General features: G+C 60.8%; 14 protein-coding genes. All 14 read right to left on the bottom strand.

Features of this window, described 5'->3' with window-relative positions; translation table 11 throughout:
* Positions 1–616: 616 nt before the first annotated feature.
* Positions 617–1,834 (bottom strand): pyridoxal phosphate-dependent aminotransferase, encoded by a 1,218-nt coding sequence (locus CGZ88_RS07055; protein ID WP_101671460.1) that lies wholly within the window; start codon positions 1,832–1,834, stop codon positions 617–619.
* A gap of 476 nt (positions 1,835–2,310) precedes the next feature.
* Positions 2,311–3,444, bottom strand: a complete 1,134-nt coding sequence (gene proB / locus CGZ88_RS07050; protein ID WP_101671598.1) for a glutamate 5-kinase — start codon at positions 3,442–3,444, stop codon at positions 2,311–2,313.
* 176 nt (positions 3,445–3,620) lie between these two features.
* Entirely contained in the window at positions 3,621–5,351 is a 1,731-nt protein-coding gene (gene obgE, locus CGZ88_RS07045; protein WP_101671459.1) for a GTPase ObgE, read from the bottom strand.
* Positions 5,352–5,708: 357 nt separating this feature from the next.
* Positions 5,709–5,858, bottom strand: a complete 150-nt coding sequence (locus CGZ88_RS08995) for a hypothetical protein (protein ID WP_155802735.1) — start codon at positions 5,856–5,858, stop codon at positions 5,709–5,711.
* A gap of 267 nt (positions 5,859–6,125) precedes the next feature.
* Positions 6,126–7,463, bottom strand: coding sequence for a type II toxin-antitoxin system HipA family toxin (locus CGZ88_RS07040; RefSeq protein WP_051198431.1), 1,338 nt, complete (start codon positions 7,461–7,463; stop codon positions 6,126–6,128).
* Between the two features lie 11 nt (positions 7,464–7,474).
* Positions 7,475–8,131 (bottom strand): helix-turn-helix domain-containing protein, encoded by a 657-nt coding sequence (locus CGZ88_RS07035; protein WP_051198433.1) that lies wholly within the window; start codon positions 8,129–8,131, stop codon positions 7,475–7,477.
* A 418-nt stretch (positions 8,132–8,549) separates the two neighbouring features.
* A complete protein-coding gene (gene rpmA / locus CGZ88_RS07030) occupies positions 8,550–8,801 on the bottom strand; it encodes a 50S ribosomal protein L27 (protein ID WP_024541051.1) in 252 nt (83 codons plus the stop codon).
* Positions 8,802–8,859: 58 nt separating this feature from the next.
* Positions 8,860–9,168, bottom strand: coding sequence for a 50S ribosomal protein L21 (rplU, locus tag CGZ88_RS07025; protein WP_024541052.1), 309 nt, complete (start codon positions 9,166–9,168; stop codon positions 8,860–8,862).
* Between the two features lie 2,038 nt (positions 9,169–11,206).
* Positions 11,207–12,253 carry a Cna B-type domain-containing protein gene (locus CGZ88_RS07020; protein WP_101671458.1) on the bottom strand — a complete coding sequence of 349 codons (1,047 nt, stop codon included), beginning with the start codon at positions 12,251–12,253 and terminating at the stop codon, positions 11,207–11,209.
* Between the two features lie 76 nt (positions 12,254–12,329).
* A complete protein-coding gene (locus CGZ88_RS07015; RefSeq protein ID WP_243390099.1) occupies positions 12,330–13,370 on the bottom strand; it encodes a class C sortase in 1,041 nt (346 codons plus the stop codon).
* Between the two features lie 25 nt (positions 13,371–13,395).
* A complete protein-coding gene (locus CGZ88_RS07010; protein WP_101671457.1) occupies positions 13,396–14,907 on the bottom strand; it encodes a SpaH/EbpB family LPXTG-anchored major pilin in 1,512 nt (503 codons plus the stop codon).
* A gap of 172 nt (positions 14,908–15,079) precedes the next feature.
* Positions 15,080–19,480, bottom strand: a complete 4,401-nt coding sequence (locus CGZ88_RS07005) for a SpaA isopeptide-forming pilin-related protein (protein WP_165778731.1) — start codon at positions 19,478–19,480, stop codon at positions 15,080–15,082.
* 810 nt (positions 19,481–20,290) lie between these two features.
* Positions 20,291–21,373: a hypothetical protein gene (locus CGZ88_RS07000; RefSeq protein WP_133120918.1), complete on the bottom strand. Its 1,083-nt coding sequence runs from the start codon at positions 21,371–21,373 to the stop codon at positions 20,291–20,293.
* A gap of 318 nt (positions 21,374–21,691) precedes the next feature.
* Positions 21,692–23,356 (bottom strand): SpaH/EbpB family LPXTG-anchored major pilin, encoded by a 1,665-nt coding sequence (locus tag CGZ88_RS06995; protein ID WP_101671454.1) that lies wholly within the window; start codon positions 23,354–23,356, stop codon positions 21,692–21,694.
* Positions 23,357–23,372: the final 16 nt, after the last annotated feature.

The raw sequence follows: 23,372 nt of genomic DNA, 5'->3' as shown, positions 1-23,372 counted from the left end.
TAACGTATCCGTCCGACGATGTCCAATCCTGTGTGTTTCCTTCACATTCCGCCCACGTTTCACCGATGCTCCGTCCGGTCTCGCCCGGCTTCGCCAGCTCTCGCCAGGCTTCCCACCTGCCGCCCAGCCTCATCTCCGTCTGCCCCGGCAGTTCCGTCCCGCCCCATCGACACCCTCGACGTCCCCTCCCGCAAACTACCCCATTTCCGTCCGACTCCGTCAACGCCGCCGACGAAACCACCCGTAACCCAGCTATTTTCCGACTCGCTCCATCGACCACGTCGATGATTCCGTCCGCTCCATCCCAACCCGTCGCGCGTCTCGATGAACCGACCCGCAACCCCACTACTTTCCGTCCCGACCCATCGACCTCACCGACGAAGCCACCCGCAACCCGCCCCCTTTCCGACCCGCTTCATCAACCAGCCCGACGAGCCAACCCGCAAGCCCGTCCCGCGTCGCCCCATCCGCGCTTCCACCCGCCGACGCCCCTCCCGTATAACAGCAAAAAGCGGCGGACACGCATCTGCGCAACCGCCGCCATGCCGCTTATCGCGGACCGCCGCCGCGGCGGACCGGCACCACCGGATCCGCCGCGAGCGCCGTGATCGCATCCTCAGGCGCGCTTCGCCTCGGCCCATTCCTTGAACCGGCGCATGCCTTCCACGATCTGATCGTCCGCCACCGCGTACGAGAACCGCATGCATCCCGGCGCGCCGAAGGCCTCGCCGGGCACCGCCGCCACATGGGCTTCGTCGAGCAGCGCCGCAGCCAGGTCCGACGAGGTCTCGAACTCGAGCCCGTTCGGCCCGACCGGCCTGTTCAGCAGTCCGCGAACGTCGGCGAATGCGTAGAACGCGCCCTTCGGCGTCGGGCAGTGTACACCCTCGATGTCGTTGAGCGCGGACACGATGATGCCGCGGCGCTTGTCGAAGGCCGCACGCATCTGCGCGACCGCGTCGAGCGGCCCGGCGACGGCGGCGAGCGCCGCACGCTGCGCAATGTTGTTGACATTCGACGTCATATGCCCCTGCAGTTTCGCCGCGGCCTTCGCGACCGGCTCCGGCGCGACCATCCAGCCGACGCGCCATCCGGGCATCGCGTACGTCTTCGCCACGCCGTCGAGCACGATCAGCTGGTCGCGCACTTCCGGCACGGCCGCACCGACGTACGTCGTCTTCACGCCGTCGTAGGTGAGGTGTTCGTAGATTTCGTCGCTCACGACCCAGATGCCGTGCTCGACCGCCCATTCGCCGATGCCGCGGATCGTCTCCTCGCTCCACACGGCGCCGGTCGGGTTGTTCGGCGACGTGATGATGACCGCTTTCGTGCGTTCGGTGCGCGCCGCCTCGAGGTCCGCGACGTTCGGCTCGAAGTTCACGTCCGCGCCCGCGAACACTTCGACCGGCTTGCCGCCTGCGAGCTTGACGGCTTCGGGGTAGCTCGTCCAGTACGGAGTCGGGATGATGACCTCGTCGCCGTCGTCGAGCAGCAGCTGGAACGTTTCATACACGGCCTGCTTGCCGCCGTTCGTCACGACGACCTGTTCCGGCTTCACTTCGTAGCCGCTGTCACGTAGCGTCTTGTCGGCGATGGCCGCGCGCAGCTCCGGCAAACCGGCCGTCGGCGTGTACTTGTAGTTCTTCGGATCGACGACCGCTTCGGCGGCGACCGCCACGATGTCCTGCGGCGTCGCGAAGTTGGGTTCGCCTGCGCCGAAGCCGATGACGTCGACGCCCTGCGCCTTCATCGCCTTGGCCTTGGAGTCCACTGCGAGCGTGGCGCTCGGCGCGACGCGGTTGATTCGTTCGGAGAGAGAAAGGGAGTTGCTCATGCCCTCCATGCTATCCCTTCACATTGTCATCACAGCCATATGCCGGCCTTCCCGATTCACCATCCGGACTTCCTTCCCGATTCCCGCCGATTTCCATCCCGCTTCGCCCCCTCTTCGACCTTCTCGCCCGCCAAGCCTCCGATTCCGTCCCGCCTTGTCGACCACCCCGACAACCGCCCGATCCCCGTCCCGACCCATCGACCCCACCGACGAACCGACCCGCAAAACAGCCCGGAACCGTCCCACTTCATCCGCACCTCCGACAAACCGCCCCACAACGGCCCAACCCATCGACCCCACCGACGAACCGACCCGCGAACAGTCAGATTCCTGACCCAACCCCTCGACCACCCCGACGAAGCAGGACGCAAAACGGCCGTTGCGGGAGAAAACCGCAATGGCCGCCACTGCTGCGTCCCAGCGCAATCCGCCCCATCCTAGGGCCCCGCACTCGTCCGCGCAACCCCAGCCCCGCGCTACACGAGCACGAGGTTGTCGCGGTGCACGAGCGGATGCGCGTATTCGTCTCCGAGCAGACGACGCAACTGCGCCGTGTTGCGGCCAAGCATGTCCGGCACCTCCTCGGAATCGTAGGCGACGAGCCCGCGCGCCAGATGGTTGCCCGCCTCGTCGTCGATCCACACGGCATCGCCGGCCGCGAAATCCCCGCGCGCTTCGAGAACGCCCGCGGCGAGCAGACTCGCCCGTCCCGCGCGCACGGCCGCAGCCGCGCCGGCATCCGCGACAAGCGTGCCCTGCGGATGCGACGCGAACTTGATCCACAGCCGCTTCGCCGAACCGCGCTGTTTGACCGGCGCGAACGCGGTGCCTACGCCATCGCCCATCAGCGCCGGACCGGCGTTCGATGCGCAGGTCATGACGGCCGGGATGCCGGAGACCGCCGCCATGCGCGCCGCCTCGAGTTTCGTGACCATGCCGCCGGTGCCGACGCCCGACCCGGTGCCGCCGACGCGGATCTCGTCGATCATTGCCGTCACGTTCGGCACGAACGGGATCCTGCGCGACCCCGGCTCCTTCGGCGGCGCCGTGTAGAGCGCGTCGACGTCGGTGAGCAGCACGAGCGCGTCGGCACATACCATGTTCGCGATGAGCGCGCTCAGGCGATCGTTGTCGCCGAAGCGGATCTCGTTGCTTGCGAGCGCGTCGTTCTCGTTGACGATGGGCACGACGCCGAGTTCAAGCATCGTCGCCATCGTGCGCCGGGCGCTGCGGTACTGCTGCGGCTGCATCGTGTCGCCGGCGGTGATGAGCAGCTGTCCGACGCGCACGCCGTAGCGTCCGAACGCCATCTCGTACTGCGCCATCAGCAGCCCCTGGCCGACCGACGCGCACGCCTGCTGCGTCGCCACATCGGTCGGGCGCGACGCGAATCCGAGCGGCCCGAAGCCCGCCGCGATCGCGCCCGACGAGACGAGGACGACATTGGCGCCGGCGAGCCGCACGTTCGCCAACGCGCCGGCCAACGCCTCGAGTTTGCCGACGTCAAGATGCCCGGACGGCTGCGTCAGCGAGCTCGATCCGACCTTGACGACGATCGTCTTCGCCGCCGCGATCGCGCGCCGCGTCTCCTCCGCCGTCCATGCGCCGATCCCGGATCGCACGCCGACGACCGCCGCCGACCCATCCGTCACATCCGCAGCCGGCTTCCCGCCGACCGCCGAATCGCCGACAGCCGACTTCGCCGACTCGTCCACAGCCGATTCCTCCCGCAGCCGACCTTCGTCTCCACGCTGACCGGCCTGACCGACCAGACCGTCGGCGCCCGTCACGCTTCGTCTCCCTGCGAACCTGAACGATCCGAACCCGCGCGATCCGCATCGTCCTCGTACTCCTCCGGTTCGCCGCGGCCGAACAGCGACGTCTCATCGTGCCGGTCGTCGTCGATCGACGGATCCGCCCAATGCCCGGCCTCGCGTTCGGCCTGCATCGCCGCGCGCACGGCGGCGCGCGCATCCATCATCTCGTGGTACTGCCGGCGGCGTTCCGAATTCGTCCTGCGCCGCGCACGCGTGTCCTCCTCCTCGAGGCGAAGGTCGTGGCCGCGCGTGCCGAGCTGCGCGCCGTCGAGCATCTCCGCGCCGGCCGCGATCGTCGGGTCCCAGTCGAAGGCGACGGCACGCGCGCCGCGTCCGATGCGCACTTCGTCTCCCGGCTTGGCGCCGTTCTTCCTGAGCGCATCCTCGACGCCGAGTTTCGCGAGCCGGTCCGCAAGATAGCCGACGGCTTCGTCGTTGTCGAAGTTCGTTTGCACGACCCAGCGTTCCGGCTTCGTGCCGGTGACCGTGTACCAGTAGTTGCCGTTGCCGTCCTGCTCGCGTTCGATCGTGAACTCCTGCACGTCGCCGTTGCGTCCGTTGCGGCGGCGAGTCCCCGCCTCCTCGAGCGGCTTGATGACGACGCGCTCCTCCTCGGCGCTGGCTTCGCGCGCAGCGACGTCCTTGCGCATCTCGGTGACGAGGTTCGCGAGCGCGAAGTTGAGTTCCTTGAGGCCTTCGTGCGACGCCGTCGACACGACGTACACCGGCAGGTCCATCTTCTCGAACTCTGGCTTGACGAATTCAGCGAGCTCCTTCGCCTCCGGCATATCGACCTTGTTGAGGATGATGACGCGCGGGCGTTCGGGGATCGGGATCGCGCCGAGCGGCAGTTCGAGTTCGTCGGCGTATTCTGCGAGCTCCTTTTCGAGCGCGCGGTAGTCGGCGACCGGGTCGCGGTTCGGCTCGAGCGTCGCGCAATCAATCACATGCGCGATGATCTCGGTGCGTTCGATGTGCCTCAGGAACTGCAGTCCGAGTCCCTTGCCTTGCGACGCGCCCGGGATGAGTCCCGGTACGTCGGCGATCGTGTACCGCATGTCGCCGGCCTGCACGACGCCGAGGTTCGGCACGAGCGTCGTGAACGGATAGTCGGCGATCTTCGGTTTCGCCGCCGACATCGCCGCGATGAGCGACGACTTGCCTGCCGAAGGGAAGCCGACGAGCGCCACGTCGGCGATCGATTTGAGCTCGAGGATGACGTCGCGTTCCTCGCCGGGCTCGCCGAGCAATGCGAATCCCGGCGCGCGACGCGTCTTGTTGGCGAGCGCCGCGTTGCCGAGGCCGCCCGCGCCGCCGGCCGCCGCGACGAACTCGTCGCCGGCGTGGCGCAGGTCCGCGAGCACTTCGCCCGGGCGCTTCGGCTGGCCTTCCGCTCCGCGTGCGGTGAACACGACGGTGCCGACCGGCACCGGAAGCCGCAGATCAGCCCCCTGCGAACCGTCCTTCGTGTCGCCGAGACCCATCGTTCCGCTTTCGGCGTTGCGATGCGGCATGAACCGATAGTCCAGCAGCGAATTCGCGTTCGGGTCGGCCACGAAGATGACCGATCCACCGCGTCCGCCGTTGCCGCCGTTCGGCCCGGCCAGCGGCTTGTACTTCTCCCTGCGGATGCCCGCCGACCCGTTGCCGCCGTCTCCGCCCTTCACATGCACTGTCACTCGATCTACAAAGTCACTCATAGCCGACCATTCTATCCAACCGCCTCTATCCCTTCCGCTTCTCCCACCAACAGCAGTCCATGCGTCCCCACACCTTCAAACTGCCACCCAACAGCCTCCGACGGCAGTATCAAGGTGACCGCACCCAAATACTGCCACCACAGCCGCTCCTAACGGCAGTCCGTGCGTGACCGCACCTAAATACCGCCCCCGCCACCGCCCCCGCCCGCAGTCTGCGCGTAACTTCACCCCGAAACTGCCACCGCAGCCACCGACGACAGCAGTATTGAGGTGCCCGCACGCACAGACCGCCACCCGCACTGACTACCGACGAAGAAGAAACGCCACCCCCGGCGCAACCGCCGAGGACGGCATCCGTCACCGCCTCAACCAGCGGACGAGAATCACCGCGACCACCAGCACACAGCCGGCGAACGCGTACGGCGCATCGATCCTCGAAGCGAGAACCGCTAACACCGCGATCAACATCACACCGGAATCATCCGGCGTCGGATTCTTGATGGACATGATGCCACTCCATTGTCAAAATGCGCCACCGGCAAGGGCGGCGCATAGCGTCACCCCGACAGATGCCGAAGCGTCCGCATGGACAGCGAGCAAAACCATCCACGCGGCTATCACATGCTAGCTGGTATCATGGAATCATGGTGGACATCTGAGCAACCGTTTCATACGGAGATGTCACCCATTGTCAAGCGCAAGGCCGATCCGCAAGGACCGGCCTTCACTCTTCCACTCGCCATCACCATCGCCGCCGCCGCAACAGCTTTCGCATCAATTTGCGTCGAACCAGCTTCGCACTTCTGCACACTTCGCTGCCAAGCCGGTTTGTATCGCCTGAATCACCTGCATTCGTTCAATCGCAGCGGGATCATCGGGACCGTAGGCAAGAAACACTTTAAGCACTTCTTCCCTGGCCACTTCGGCAAAGGCCTGCGGCAGTCTCTGCGCATAGTCACGGAGACCGTCGAGGATCCGATCTTCATCACCACTGTCTCCGCAGAGTTGAGCGAGTTTCCGCCATGACCTCAACTCAGCAAAGCGCCAACGATACTCATCCCCAATCTTCATCGCCACCTTCAGTTTTCTAGCGCCATGAATATAGCCCTCATACGGATACATCGACGCTATGTCATAGAGCGGAGCCAGCGCGGGGCGCCGGTCTTCCCGTTCGAGTACCGCATAGTTCTTGGCATGCGCATCAGTCCCGCACAACAGGTAATTCACAATCAGTGCCGAATAGAACAAATCCACACTCGACTCCGCGAATCCGTTGTCGCGCATGAACTTCACTATGCTCACCGCGCCGGGACCACCATCGCTTTGGTATTTGTCAGCGCTCATGACCCCCGTCGCCTGACATAGATCCTCTTGATGAATTCTATGCACCTTCAGTGGTTGATTACTCTCCGTGGGTTCTTCCTCGACATCGCGATCCCAACGTCGACTGACGATGGCACTCACGCCACCGAAGTCCACGTATGACGAGACCGATGCCGGCAAACCCAACCGATCGACCGCACGCATGCAGAGATACTCATTGAAAGCCTGACCCTGCAGTCGCGAGACGCCCGGCTTGATTATGTGCGTAGTCGCGGCAGCTTCTCGCGCCTCGTACCATTGATTTCGACCATCGGCATATGCGAGCGCAATCTTCTCCTGTGAGCCATTCAACGACCATCGTTCCCTGTTCGTCTGCCACGCATGGGCTACCGCTCCTCCTGCCCCGCTCAATCGTTCGCCGATTTCCTGTACATCGACGGGCTCCCACACCTCCGGCAGCGGCAGCGCCGCAAGCTGCTCCTCCGTGATGAACTGCACCGCCCCGCCACAATCCATGCCGATCGCGGACAACAGCGCGAATGGATTACGCGGGCTCACTCCATACAAGTTTCCGATTCGAGTACGCACGTCCATGGAATCCGGCAACAACCCATCGATATACGCCTCCACAGGTCGACCTGACCATGCCTCGCCACGCACCGGCATCGAGAGCGAAAGCGCCATGCCAGACCCCATATCAGCATCATATTGAAATATGTGCCGGCCATGGTCGTCCTCCGCGAGCACTCCGATATGCTGCCCATCGAGCAGAACATGAAGTTCCTTCATATCTCCCTTCCTCATTGTTGACTGCGGCTTTGGCTGTCGTTGGATTCACGCTGGGCCTCAGAAGTCTTCGCCGTCGCCGGAATCGTCACTTGTGTGATTTGCCTTACCGCCTCGGACAGGCTTTCATCATGACGAGCGATGTCAAGCTTCAGACTCTCCGCAAGGCGTTCCATCGAAACACCCAACGCGTTATCAGCGAGCTGCGTCTGCATCCATTGATCTACACGCTTACGCATTTTCTCCAACTGAGCATCGTCAAACCCCGGGATCTTCTTCAACGACACTGCCTCCTTCAACGACCCCACCCCCGCAGAAGAAAAGCCTCCAGAACCCGCAAAGCGACCCAATCCGACACCGTCCGCCCTCCGCGCGCCATCAGCGCTGCGCGCGTCATCCGCCGACACCGAATCGCCGTCATTCTGGGTCCGAGATGCAGATTGGTTCGTCTCATATGAAACCTCCATCCGCATATCCAGCACTTCGAATAGCTTCATGATGCGCTCGAACCCAGCGTTCTCTACATGCCCACTTTCGAATCGGCTGATCCACGGCCTGGAAACGCCGACCCGCTGAGCCAGTTCAGCCTGCGTCAAACCACGCGCGATGCGCGCATCGCGGACCGCTACAGCAAGCTGTCTCCTGGACCAGATCGTGCTTGTATATGCCACCGCACACACCTCCTCTTAGCCATCCATGATGTTAGATGTACATAACATCACGAAGAGTGTTAGTCGTATCTAACAAAACATAGTATGTTAGTTCATCCTAACACGCAGACCACGCGGCGACAGTACCATTGCGTCCCCGCGTCGCCACGATCCACTTTCCGTGTGCGCATCCCCTGCCACAACCGACTTTCCCCACCCCCGCACAACGGCAGTACGCGATTGACTTCAACCACCGACTGCCATCAGGGCGCCCACTCCGAGCAAAACGGCAGTACGTAGTTGACCTCAATCCCCACCAACCACCCAACCACCCCAAAACACAGAAGACCCCCGCCAAAAGGCGGGGGTCTCCCAAAAACTATGTAACGCAGCTAACGCCGCTCCCGCAGCGCCTATGCCGCTTACGCGATCAGTGCACTCACTCGGCGACGACGTCGACGACCTTGCGGTCGCGGCGAACGCCGAAGCGCACCTGGCCGTCGGTCAGAGCGAACAGCGTGTGATCCTTGCCAACGCCGACGTTCTTGCCCGGGTGGAACTTGGTGCCGCGCTGGCGAACGAGGATGTTGCCGGCGACGACGGCTTCACCGCCGAAACGCTTCACGCCGAGGTACTGAGGATTTGAATCGCGACCGTTACGCGAGCTGGACGCGCCCTTCTTATGTGCCATTTCTAGTTCCTTTCAGTGTCTGACTGTAGTCTTCCGATGCCGATTCGTCCGAGCGAACTCAGGCGATCTCGGTGATCTTGACGGCGGTCAGCTTCTGGCGATGGCCCTTGCGACGAGCAACGCCGGTCTTGTTCTTGAACTTCTGGATGCGGATCTTCGGGCCCTTGGCCTCGTCGTCCACAACCTCCGCCTTGACGGTGATCTTCGCGAGATCCGCCGCCGCAACGGTGACCTTGGAGCCGTCCACGACGAGCGCAACCGGGAATTCCACGGTTTCGCCGTTCTTGGCTGCAAGACGATTCACGAGGATCGTATCGCCGACCTCGACCTTTTCCTGATGGCCGCCGGCCTTCACAATCGCGTACATATTCGTTCCTTTATTCACTTGGGAAGCTTACTGTCCGGCGCGTGCGAGCCTCGCGGCCAGACACCAGCAATCTAATATACACAGTCCCATGAACATCCGTTGACCATCCGCGACACGCCGATGATACTCGCCGATGCCACGCACCGACATCCGACGCTGCCGCGCTGCCCGACGTCTGCATCTCCCCAACCTACTCCCGCCAGCTGACCAGCGTATAGCCACCACGCCCATCACGCAGCCGCCGCACACCCGCCGCGCGTTGACTCCCACCCTCGCCTCGGGCTCCGAACCTACCGCCGCCCCGCCGATTTCCCGTTATCCCCTGATTATGAGGTTGTCACTCACTAACAGGGGATACTTTGATTCAGGAGCTCACACGCACGATGCTTCAGGACCTTGAATGCTGGAATACGAAGCCCGGAAGAAAACCTCTGCTTCTCCGCGGCGCACGTCAGACCGGAAAGACGTGGATCGTCAATGCGTTCGGCGCTTCGCACTTCGAGCATGTCGCGCGCATTGATTTCATGCGAGATGCAGACGCTCGAGTGCTGTTCGACGGCAATCTCACCGCAAAACAGTTTAGAGCATGCATGCAGGAACTCGGGGTCAGTGGCGCAATACGCTCGTTGGTTCACCGCCATAGGGCGTATCAAGGTTCGTATACGGTCTCAGAGTACCTGACCGAGCTGCGGCATCCAGACCCTTCTCCGAGTTAAAGGACAGAATGTGGGTCTTATGAGTGGCGTCGGGCCTTCCGGTGGTTGGCGTGTCGTGGTGTGATTAGGGTTTCCGGGCCTAATCGGCGGTCCAGTTTGACATCGTGGTGTTTTCTGCTACTGCTGGTGCATGGTCAGGAGAGAGTCGGCAAGGGCGCGGCTATGCCCGATATGCAACCATCCGATGCGCAAGAGGGCCGCCACGCCGGGGCCGAAGGAGGGATCCCTCACCGACGTGCAACGCCCCGCACCCGGCGTGGACGCATACGAAAACGGATTCGGCATCAGAACAGGCTGGGCCGGACGGGCGTGGCACACCCCCCCATTAGACCCACATTTTGTCCTTTAACCCCCTTCTCCATCCTCCCCGATCCGAAAACGTAAAAGCGGGACACACCGTCGCGGTGTGTCCCGTTGGGGGGGAAGAATCAGCTTCATGATAGGCACTGAAAGTAAACCCTGTGTGTCATTCATGAAACATGTGCTCCATCATACTCGCATCCATCCGTCAATGTGCGGCGTCGTCCCATTTTCACACACTCTCCGCATCCCGCCATCATGGATCGCCGAGCCGGATGTGCCACCTCGGTTTCAACCCTCCTGTGAGCATCGCTGTGGATAGTTCGGAATGCGGAATTGTACGGAGATTCTTCGTACAGTCCGCCTCAGGGTCCACAGCAGCCCTGGATCTCCCCCAGCTTCTCCCCGTTCAGCTTTGCGCTGTTCTGTACCGTCCAGATCGGCCACATTCACGAGCAGCGGCGCACCGAGCTTGCCTCACGACGCCTCAAATCCCCTATCTGCGATTTTGGGGTGGGCATGTCAGGTAGCCGGACCTGTTTTCCTTGCATTCCCAACACCGCTTCCGCCCCACCAGCGCGATTGCTCCACTCTCAGCCAAAAGACCCGCCCCACAATCGCAGGTACACGCGGCACATGTCTACGAGCGTCCACGATTGCGCCAACCATCCGGTGTTTCGCCGTTTCCGTCCCACGACGCTCCGATCCATCAGCTCCCTATCTTCCGACCATCTCGGCTGAAGAGGAGCATTTTCTCGGAATACCTCATGTTATACCCACTTATTTTCGCGCCGCGCCATAGACGCCACCCGCCATCGACGAAGAAAATGCTCCTCTTCAGCCGAGATGCCGTCCAACCAACCCCGATGGAACCCGCAACGGGCCGCCGACCACCGAACACGCCAGACCACCAATCGCAGACCCCCGAGCAACACCCCAAATATCAGAAAAGAGGGAAGGCCACCCTCCCGGATGGCCTTCCCTACCGATCAGCGTCAGCCGCTGCTATCACTTCGCGCGACTCACGCTTCCTTCTTGCGGCTCTTCACGATGAGCAGCACGCCAAGCACGAGCGCCGCACTCGCCACGACCACGACGAGCGCGATGTCGGCACCGGTCTGCGCCGGCGGCTTCGGCGTCACCGGCGGCGCCGGCTTCGTGTTCGTGATCGTCACGCTGGCCTCGTCCTCCGCCGTCATGTCGTAGTCGGCGATCGTCGTATATCCGGCCGGCACGTCCTTCTCCACGACCTTCCAGTCGTTGCCGGATTCGAGCTCCGCCCACGTGTGCTGCCAGTTGTTCGCGTCGGACAGTTCAACGATCTCCTGGCTTTCGCCGTTCTTGAGCAGTTCCACGGTGATGGACTTCGGCCGGTCGTTGTTGCCGGCATCCTTCCACACCTTCTTGACGTTGAGCGTCTCGGTCTTGACTTCCGGCACGACGCAGTCGCTCTTCGGCTCGATGTTGACGACGCGCTGGTTCGCGCCGTCTTCGACGTGCACGTTCGGCAGCGCAACGAGCATCGACGAGCTCGCGCATTCGAGCGTCTTCTCGACGAGGCGGTCCGCGGTGACGAGGAACATGCCGTCGCCGACGCTGGTGAACGTAACATTACCGTCCGCGTCGGTCATTGCGCTGGCGGCCGGCTCGGTGCCGTTGACTTCGATGTATCCGGCGAGCGTGTTCGCCATGTCGCGGAAGGTTTGCGGATCGGCGTTGAGCACATCCCAGTTCACCGGGTACTTCTCGGTGTCAGCGAAGTCGCCGATCGGCTCGTAGCCGCCTTCGTTTGCCCACTTCGCCACGTTGTAGACGTGGAATACGACGCCTTCGAGGCCGGCTTCGTCGTGCGCGTAGTGGACGTTGATGGTGCCCTCACCGTCTCCGGCGACGACGGTGGATGCGAGATCGGTGCGATCCTCGGTCGTCGTGATGGAGTCGTTGACCTCCGTGTCCGTGGCCGTGTCGTCCGCGTAGACGTTCGGCAGGCCGATGGCGAAGCTTGCGATCAACGCGCCCGCGCACAGCGTTGCCGTGGCGATGCGCTTGCCGATGGTAAGCCGTTCCATATTGTCCCCCCTTGGGTTGGTGAGGTGTTCTTTCTTCTCTGTTTATTGATTATAAGCGTTGTGGCTGCGGCCCGTGTCAGCGGCCCGCGTGTTTGGCCAGGGTGCCCGACACGGCGTCTCGTCCGCGTTTGCGTCCGCGGTGCACGATGAGCCAGATGATCCAGAGGATGAACAGCACGATGGCGAGTGCGATGCCCGCGATGATGAGTGTCCGCTGGTTGTCTGCCTTGTCGTATGGTGTTTCGTCCGCGTTCGCCGGCGTGGGGATGCGGTGGCCGCGTACGAGGAGCCGGTGCGAGTTGACTCCGTATGGGGTGCAGGTGATCAGGGTCGCGTAGTCCTGATTGGGGTCGAAGTCGAGGTCTCGCATTTCGTTCGGCAGCACGGTGCGTATCTGGTCGATCTGATACGTGTACGTGTCGTCGAGCACGTGGAATGCGAAGGTGTCGCCTTCTTTGAGACTGTCGAGTCCGGTGAAGAGTTTCGCCGACGGCAGTCCCGTGTGTCCGGAGATCGCCGTGTGCGTGTCTTTGCCGCCGACGGGCAGTGACGATCCGGCGAGGTGTCCGCCGGCGATCTGCAGCACGGTGTCTTCGGTACCGTGGTAGATAGGCAGTCGCACTTCGAGTTTCGGGATCGTGATGTATCCCATGATTCCGGTGCCTGTGACGTCGAGCGTCTTGTTGTACTGGTCCATCTGTTCGTCGGTGAGGTGCCAACGGTCCGGCAGCGTGTTGAGTTGTTCGTTGTAGGCGTGGGCTTGGGCGAGGAGTTCTTTCTTCTTGTCCGCGCTCATGTCTTTGACGGTTTCGACGTATCCGGCGACGGCGCGCGACGCGTGCATCGTGTTCCACCAGTTGGCGAATGTCGGATAGACGAGGAGCCCGATGCCGCCGAGCAGCACGAGCGCGAAGAGCGCGATCATGACGTTGATGCCGATGTTGCTCTTCTTTTTTGTCTTCGTTGTGGGTTGATTGCTTGTGGCGTTGATGGTCTGTTCCTCCATAAGGCTGCCGCCCGTCGATTCCTGTGCGGAGCCGGCGGGCGGCGTAAGGGATGAGGAATCGATACTACCGTCAGTCTGGGATTCCAGATTGGCCGAGTGCCGATTCCTCATATCACCTTTCCTTGTGGGGTGTCACTCAGGCCTGACGGCGACGGAGTGCAACCGCGAGACCGATGCCGGCGATCAGGACGATCGCAGCGCCAGCGACGTACAGCACCGTCGTGCCCATGCCACCGGTCGCCGGGAGGTTGGAGCCCTTGTGGTTCTCGACAATGTTGTTCAGATTCGAGGTTCCAAGATCCACGTGATCATTCTTGTGAGTAGCGGAAATCGTCACCGTCTTATCAGCCATCGTATTGTAGCCGGCAGGAGTGGTGGTTTCCTTGATGATATAGGTGCCGTGATCAAGACCCTTGATGTTGAACAGACCATCTGCACCGGTGATCATTTCTACGCCAGTGCCGTTAGCCTGATCCGCAATCGGGGAATAGGTGCCATCAGCGTTCTTGGCCATCTTAATCTCAGTGGTGCCATTAGAGGCATAGAGACGGAAGCCTGCGCCCTGAAGCGGCTTGTCGTCCTTATCCGCGTCGACCTTCGTGTTGTTCATCAGGAAGGTCGCGACGTAGACTTCGTCTTCCGGCGTATGACCCGTACCATCAGCATACGGATTGTTGGAGTAATCGAGCTTCACCTTGTTGGTGTTGCCAATCGTTCCGGTTTCGTTATTCGCAACTGCATTGGTATTGAGGTGAGCATTGTAGATGACCTCAATCGTGATCTCGCCATTCAGGGACGACAGGCTGGCAGCCGTCTTGAGATCAGCGATCGTCAGAGTCCAAGAGCCACCTGCCTGATTCGCAGTAGCAGTAGAGTCGTAATCCTTGGCGTCAATATTAGTCCCATTCACCTTGACGCTAGCAATGCTCTCGAAAGTCACACCATCCGACATGGTATCAGTGAAGACGACCTTATACGGGTTCACGTAGTTGTCACGGTAAGCATCTGCGGGAAGAGTCGCCGTGAGCTTGAACTTGAAGCTTTCGTTGATGTCATGATCAGCAGAGTCACCCCAGCCGTCAGTCGCACCTTCCTCAGCATCAGTAGTTTCGTCCTGGACCTTCTTCTCCACAGTCGGGACTTCGGTCTTCGGATCCACAGTTACATTACCGACCACCTGCATGATGTAGGAGGTGTAGGTGAAGTCATTCGGGTCGCCAGTAGGAGCCTTATCCTTCACAAGATAATAGCCGGCGACAAGATTGCTGATGGTATAGCCACCGGTCGGAGTACCGAACGCGCCGGATTCCGTCGGAGTACCGGCAAGATAGTCATCGACTTCCTTTGCGAATGTTTCGGCCGCGGCAGAATTTCCGCCCTCGAGCGTCTTTGCCTTCGCTGCAGCGTCACCCATTGCGGCCTGACCGTCAGCAGAAACATTGCTGCCCCACTTGATGTTGCTCAGCGTGCCGTTGGAAAGATCGCCTGCAAAGATCTGATATGCCTGATAGACATGTCCCTCAGGGGCATTGGTAATCTGGATGCTATAGGTGCCCGCTGCGTTAGCAGAGGTGGCACCAATGAAACCGGTGGCGGCGATCGCAGCGGCGGAGACCGCGGCGGCGAAGCCCTTCCAAACCTTCTTCATGTTATCTCCTTCGATTGATTGTCAATTTTATAAATCAGATGATTCATAAAATCTTTTTTTTACTTCCCCCCGGCAAAGAATCGGATGATTCAAGCAAGGGAGGGACCGCCTCTTGGCGATAACCGATGTTGACGGCCCCAAATCTTTAATTGTTCATCGTTGACTATGTTGCTTAGACGCGTTTACGCATCGCTACCGCATAGCCTAGCATCGATATCGCTGTGAGCGCAACCCCGAACATCACAATCAGTGTGTTGCCTTCGCCACCAGTCTCAGGCAGCTCGAAGCCAGGCTCGTTGGCGATGTTGTTGCCACTGCCTTCCGCGCCCTGAATGGTGATGTTCTTGTCTACATTGGCCTTGGAAACGGTGAATGTATAGGTTTTCTCCGACAGGTTAAATCCATCGGGGGCCTTCGTCTCAACAAGCTCATAGTCGCCCCATTCCAAGTTCTGCAGCTGGAACGCGCCGATGCTCGGGTGATGGTCATAGGTCCAAACCGGCTGATTATCCGGTTTCCCGGGGACGGAACAAGCGGTAGGGGTAGTCGTGCAGTCGATGACTTTATACCACTCAGAGTAATTAACCGTACCTTCAGCCTTAAACCTGACCTTCCATTCAGAGCCAGCAAGCAGTTCACTAGTGTCCTCGGAATTAACCTTGTTCCAGTCTACATTGCCGGTCTTGCGATAGTTCGGCGCGGCGTTAGTATTCACAGAAGCTTCACTAGCGCCGGTGAAGGAACCGGTCGTGTCGTAGCTCGTCGCAGTGCCCTTGTTCCAGGTCACCGCTCCTGGATTGGTTGCACCCAGCTCGAAGTAGTAGTAGACGTTCTCCGGAAGGTTGTAGCCCTCAGGAGCCTTCGTTTCGGACAAACGATACTTGCCGATCGCAAGGCCCTTCAGCGTGAACTTACCTGCCTCATAGTGCTTGTCGAAGCCGCTGCAGCCAGTTGCCGCAACAAGCTGGCAGTCCTCGATCCTTTCGATCTCGGACGTATAGTCGCCATCCTTGAACTTTTCAAGCTTCCACTCGGAACCCGCAATCGGACCATTTTTCACATTGTCGCTCTCGGAGTACCCAGCGTCGATCTTGTCCCAGCTGAACTCGGTCGGCACATCGGAGATCCAATGCTCATTGTCATGGACATCCGGCTCTTTGCCTGCAGTCCACGTCAACTCACCGTTCTTGACGGTGAAGCCGTACTCCGTCGTATTGAGCCAGTACCCGGTAGGAGCCTTGAACTCCTTCAACGTGTATGTGCCGTTCGGCAGGTTCTCGATCTTAAAGCGGCCTACACGCGGATCGACATCATGCGGAGCACTCGGATCGGTCGCTTCTTCGGCCTGCGGAGCCGCATCGTTGGAAACATCCATCACCGGTTCCACGGAAGGGACCGCCTGCGCACGAGCCGGAGCCGCAGAGCGAACAGAGCAACCAGAAGGCGGCGTTCCTTCAGTCACAGGGGCATACCAGCCGTCGATGTAATAGCTGGCAGCCGTGCCGGGAATTGGAATATCCGTCGTACCGGGTTTACCGTTAGCCGGGTATTTATCATCATTGTTGTTGCCGGTGACGATCACCTCAAAGGTGCCAGTGAGCGGCACGGAGAGCTTCCACCACGAATCGGATCCGCACTGGACCTTCTGCATTGCTGTACCGGGGAACGGCTTGTTGTTCGTGGTGTCGTTCCAATAGTACAGTCTGGCCTGGCTACGATCAGTCCACTTCACATACACGTCCGTGGAGGTACGTACGGGCTTCGCCTTAACCGTGACGGTAACGGTATCGTTCTTATCGCCCGCATTCGCCATGATGGTAGCGGAACCTGCCTTCTTTGCAGTCAGCTGGCCATTCGCATCCACTTCAACGACATTAGAGTCGCTGGAACTCCATTCCACACCCACACCGGCGGGATCGGTCTTGGCAGTGAGCTGCTTCGTCTCCCCCTCCTGCAGGGAAACCTGTTCAACATCCGAACCATTCATCTGAATGGTCACAGATTGCACGGCGACCCGCTTACATACGATGGTGATCTGCGCCTGCTTGGTAGGATCCGAAACGGATTGTGCAGTAATAGTCACGTTCGGATCTTCATTATCGGCAGTGTTGCGCAATACAACGACCTCGCCAGTGGCGCTCACCGAGACCAAACCAGGATTACTGGAAGACCATCTCACATCCTGAATGGCTTCGCCAACCGGCAGAACGTTGGCAGACAGTTGTGCATGAGAACCGGTTGTGAGCTCCAGCGACTGCGTCACTGTGCCGTCATGCAAAATCTCCACACCGGTGACCTGTGCCGTGTAATCACGGATGGTCCACTCCTGCTTGGGCTCGGCGTCAGTACGTGTGAGGGTCCACTCCGAGCCCGAGAGACCAGCGTAGGATGTATCATCCTCCGCATACTTGCCCCACTCGACGTCGGCGCCTCCCGACTTGTTCACAATGCCGGACGTACCGGAGAGGTCCTTGTCGTCTGCATTGGTGATTTCAATACCCTGAGCGGTATACACCTTGTCGATTGTGCTGTAGGTCTCGGAATCGCTATTGCCCGTAACAATCCGGTAGATGTTCGTACTCTGCACATATCCGGTCGGTGCTGTGATCTCCTTGATGTAATAGGTCGCATTCTTCCCAAGGCTCTGAATCTGGAACTTGCCCTGTGCCTGATCCTGATCCACGAGGGGCTGATTATCGGTGACAGTCACCAAGACGTTGCGGTTGTTGACCGCATCGTCCTTGGAGCCGAAGACCTGGAAGGAAGCCAAGGTGGAGCCATCGGGCAGACCGGAGATGACGTTGCCGTCGCCATCCACCTTCTCCCAGCTGATGGTCGGACAGTTGGTCTTGACAGTGGCGTTCCATCCCTTGTTGTGGCGTTCCTGATCCATGTCGATAATGGAGGCGGAATCGCCTTCACCCACATTGGCACCGAAGTGGTATGCCTTGGTGGGGTTGTTCATATAGAAGTTGCCGTTGACCCACACGCGGCCGTTCGTGGTCACATGGTCATCGAAAGCGCCATTGTCGTTGGGCATCATGATGGAGCCGAGCATGGCGGCCGCGGGATCGTCGGATACGCTTGCTGTACCGCTGTAGTTACCTGTTGGGAACTGGTCAGCGCCGTCATACCATACACCGGTCGGCCACTTGTATTCCTTCTTTGCCGTGATGCTAGCGTTCGACGCCTGCCCACCCTTGATGGTCAACGATGCAGTCTTGTTGAAGTTCCACATGATGGCGCTCATGGCGGCGACATACGCCTTCTGCTTGGCCTCGCTCGTATTATCATACAGCGAATAGCCATTGCCGATTTCATACTGGTCCCAGTTGTTACCGATTTCCTTGTCGCCAGCCCACCAGAACCGCCAACCGTTATTGAATTCGATGTTCTCTTCGCCAGTGACGTTGATGACGATGGATGCGCCGGTGGGAATCTTTTCGAATGCGAAAGACACACCGCCCTTGCCATTGTTGCGCAGTTCTGTAGCGGGAAGGTTGAACACCTGCAGCTTGCTCGTACCGTCGCCTGTGAACTTGATGACTCGTTCATCCACATTGAAGGTGGCCTCGATGATGGTTCGTGTTTTAATATCCCGATTGCTATCGTAGATGGATACCCCACCCGAATTGTACTTGGTGCGCTTGTAATTGCTCTGGCTGCTGGTTGTAGTGGTATATGTGCCGGTCTCAGGCAAGCCAGCCAACTGATCCGACTGCGTGGCAATCGTTGTGCCGAAACCACTACGGTCTTTCGTCTCGCCACTAATGTTAACGCTCTTCAGAGGATTTGTTTGGCCCCACTGAACATTGCTTTCAACATTGTTGTTGTACACGGACGTCCAGCTCCAATCCGGACCAGGATAATTGGTACCGGGCGTAAGACCGTGCAGACCCATCGCTTCGCTTGCTCCACCGGCGATCTTCGCAGTGTAGTTAGGCTCGCTGGCGCTGTTGGACCCCAACCATCCACGGCCGCGACCAGGAATGTTCTGGTTGTCATTCCAACCGAGAGCGTTGGTGTCGATATTTCGCGCGTCCTTCATGCCACTCATCTGAGAGTTGCTGCCGGCAATCACCAGTGCGTCACCCTCGGTGGGACGGAACTGACCACCGAAGCCGACAATGCCGAAGCGGAAACCGCGGCCACTGTAGTTTACGCCGTTGGGGCCATAGTTTGCGCCCCAAGAGTTCTTGACACTGTGGATGGCCAAGCGACCACCGACCAGCGTGGCACCTTCGGCTTCCACGGCATAGGACTGCCCCGGGGTGTTGCCGCCGTTCCCGTAATTCGCCTTCACGCCGGCTGAGGGGTAACCGATATACATATCCTTGCCAACCCATGTGGCGATGCCATTGTCCTGTTCGGCATTGCTGGTGTCGTCACCGAGAGGCTTGTCCTCAGGCACGCAGATGCTACCATTGGCCAATCCGTCATCGGCATTCGCCGCCTTCGGCATCAACGCGGGAACGGCGGTGGCGAACATCATCGCTACCGCCGTGAATGCAGCGAGCAGGCGGGGCTTGGCCGATGTGGCCTCCCCGCGGCCGCTCCCGTGCTTCATCCTCATAGGTTCTTCCCCTTTTGCTCTATCCCCCGATCCGAGGCGGACCGGGACGTTTCCTCCAAGTGCTTTCTGGCATTGCCGACCAGCTGGATGCTGCGGTGAATCCGTCTGCAATCCTTCGCAGTCGCATCCCTCCTCTACCGGTGGCAACGCCTTCGTTTCACATATGTACTGCATTTTACCCGAAGCTGAAAGGTAATGCGTACATCCAACAAAACTGAACCGCTTAAGATGCACTCCTCAAACGTTTGCATCGGCGTTTCGCCGTGGGAATGAGTCGGGCATCAACAACAGCCACTGTCTGTGGATAATCCATTCAACCACGAAAGCCCTTCTACGACAATCGATTCGGCGCCTTTCCCACACACTTTTCACAATCCATCTCACCCACCTGTTCCACGATGCGAGTGCGCCAGCGCGTCTCCGCGCGAGTTCCGGCCCGTTTGCAGCATCCCGCATCATCCATCGGAAGCCCGTGCCTGCGGGTTATCCCCGTATAAGACCGTCGCCGACCCATCCCGTCCCCACTCCTGACAACGTACGCATTCTCCAATCAATTCGCCCCCTCCATTGCCAATCCCCGCTCTCCTCTCCCCTAAACCGCCCCAGTGAACGTCTCCACCCCAATCCGCACCCATCTCGTTCACAACGGACCGCCCCAGTGAACGCATCTGCGTCAATCCGCACCCCGAACGATCGCAAACAGGTCTCTCAGCGAACGTTTCCGCCCCAACCCGCACCCACCGCAATCGCAACCGCCCATGTTTGTGACCGTGCCGCGTGCAAAGCCACACCGGCACGGTCGCGACCCCGCTACCGCCGCACTGGCACTCCGGCGTTCAACAACTTCCGCTGCAGCATCGCCGTATTGTTCAGGTCCTCCATCCGGATGCGCACCACGGTATGGACGCCGGCACGCTTCAAGCCCTCGACCCGCTCGCGTTCGTCGTCGATGATGCCGCCCAAAGTCCGCCCCTTCGTCATCTGCGGATCGGTGTACTTGACGAGCCCATCGAGCTCGACGACGATGATTCTGCCGTCATTCGTCAGCCACAGGAAATCCACGCGGTAGGTGCGCCCGGTCTGCGGATCGACGAACACCACCTGCATCTGCGGCACCGCGAACCCGCATTGGATGAATCGGGCCAGCGCCTTCGCCTCGCCGCCGTTCTCGACGAGCGGCGACGCATATTTGAACACGGCCCGCTCCGCCTTGCCGATCTCGCCGTTATGCGCCGCGCATCCGATGATCGACGCCAGTTCCGCGCCGTTGTGCAGCACACAGCACACGACCTGCATCGCGGCGTCGAACGGCAGCATCCGCGCGCAGTCGACCGCCGTCTGCTCCGGCGCCGTCACCTTCACGCCGTCCACGCGCATGCACGATCCGGCATCCGAGCGGATGCGACGCACATGGCGGCTGTCTCCCTTACCGTTGCGCATCGTGCACATCACGTCGACCTTGCCGCTTCGCAGCGCCTCGTTCACGGTGCGGTAGTCGATCCACAGACCGAGTATGCATGCGGCGGCGACGCCACCGAAGACCCAATCGGGATGAATCTGCGCGAGACCACGCACCAGATGGCACATCCGCTCGGTCGGCGTCAGTTTCTCCCAGGTCGTGCACCGTATGAACAATCCAGGCATCGGCGACACGATCTCGCCCTCCCTGCGCCGACGCCTCAACGCCTGCTGCACCGTATCATCGGTGGTGTGCAGGCATCTGCGGGCCGCCTCCGCCTCATCCAGCTGCCGCTCCGTTACCGCATGTCTGCGCATGATGGCTCCTTTCCGCACCCCACTCAGCCGGCAGGATGTGAGCCCATACGTTAACCGCTCACCCCACCGCGCCGCCACCTGCGCCGACCCCTGTGTACGGACGCCCCCGTTATCCACATTCCCTTCCCAGCGAACGCGTCCGCCGCAACCCGCACCCAACCCGTTCGCAACCGCGCGCCACCGTGAACGTTTCCACCGCACAACGCACCCAACCCGTTCACAACTACGCATCCCAGCGAACGCGACCACCGCACAACGCACCCAGTCCGTTCACAACCGCGCGCCCCCGTGAACGTTTCCGCCGCACAACGCACCCAACCCGTTCTCAACCGGCTGCAACCAACCGCCCCGACCGCCCCAAACACAGAAGCGGGATGGCCGCAACCCGTAGGCTGCGGTCATCCCGCCAGAGAGGAACGGTCTAGGCTGACAGGCTCAGCGTCCATTCACCTTGCGACGGCGCATGAGCGCCACTACGAGCCCAGCGCCCGCGATGAGCACGATCGCCGCGCCCACCGTGTAGAACATGCGCAGGCCCTGACCACCGGTCGACGGCAGCTCGGCGCCGGTCGTGTTCACATAATCGACGTTCAGCGAACCCGGCTCGTTGTTCACGGTCGCGGTCAGCGCGGTCACGTTCCCCTGCAGATGCGTCGCGGAGATGACGATCGTCACCGGATCCATCGTGTTGTATCCGGCCGGCGTCACGACTTCCTTGACCACATAGGTGCCGGCGTCCAGACCCTTGATGTTGAACTGGCCGTCAGTACCCGAGACCATGTTCACCGGAGCGTTTTCCGTATTGGCGACCGGATAGTAGAAGTCACCGCTCTTGTAGACCGGGATCTGCGTCGTGCCGTCGGCTTCGAACAGCTGGAACTGTGCGCCCGCGAGCGCCGGTCCGGTTTCGGATCCCGCGTGCTTCGTGCCGTTGAGCTGGAAGCTTGCGACGTACACGGTCTTGTCCGGCGTCTTGCCGAGCGAGCCCTGCACGTACGGGTTGTTCGAGAACTGCAGGTTCACGGTGTTCGTGTTCGTGATGGCGCCCGGCTGCTGCAGCACCTGCGCGTTCTCATTGAGGTGCGCGTTGTAGATGACGGTGATCGTGAACGCGCCGCCGATGCTTGCGGTCGCGTCCAGTCCTGCGGCCGCGCGCAGGCTCGGGATGTTGATCGTCAGCATCGTCGGCGTGCCGGCGGTGACCGTGGAGGTGTTCACCGTGTAGGCCGCCTTCGGCACATCATTCGTGACGGTCTTGCCATCGGCGCCCGCATAGGAGATCTGCACCGAGGAGATGCTGCCGTAGGTGATGCCGGCGCTCATCGTATCGTTGAACTGCACGCGGTACGGATGCTGGTACATGTCACGCGTCGGATCGGCCGGAATATTGGCCGTGACCTTGAACTGGAAGTTCTCGTTGATCGCATGATCGGCGGAGTCTCCCCAGCCGTCCGCGTCCGAGCCGGCTTCGGCGTCGGCCTTCTCGTCCTGCACCTTCTTGTCCACGCTCGGCACGCTGCTCTTCGGCGTCACCGTCGCGTCGCCGAGCACCTGGATGATGTAGCCGGTGTATGCCTTGTTCTCATCGGTCAGCGTGTTCGACTGGTCGTTGACGAGGTAGTAGCCCGCCGGCAGTCCGCTGATCACGTATCCGGACGTGCCCGGCGTGGACGCCGTGCCCGCCACGGTCGTCGAGAGGTTCTTTCCGGCGATCGTGCTGAACTCGTTGAGCTGCGCGTCGGTGAAGCTCTCCGACGCCATCAGCTCGGCCAACGCCGCCGGCGTCTTCACATCGAACTGCTTGAGCAGCGCCTGCTGGCCGGCGGCGGTGAGGCCGTCTCCCCACGTCACGTTGCTCAGCACGCGCGCGCCGTTGACGAGCGCATAGTCGCCGGCGAAGATCTGATACGCGTTATACGTGTGCCCGGTCTCCATCGAGTTGATCGTGATCGAATACGTCGCCGCCGTAGGCGTCTGCGATGTCGACGTGCCGGTTGACCCGGTGTCCTCCGCGAACGCGCTGCTGGTTCCCGCGAACCCGATCGCGCACATTGCGGCCGCGGCCATTGTGGCTGCGAACTTCTTCCATGCCGATTGCATGATGTCTCCTTAGTCT

It is taken from the genome of Bifidobacterium anseris, from assembly GCF_002860345.1.
Classification (GTDB): Bacteria; Actinomycetota; Actinomycetes; order Actinomycetales; family Bifidobacteriaceae; genus Bifidobacterium; species Bifidobacterium anseris.
The sequence above is the reverse complement of the archived record's forward strand: the minus strand, read 5'-3'. Positions and strand labels throughout refer to the sequence as shown.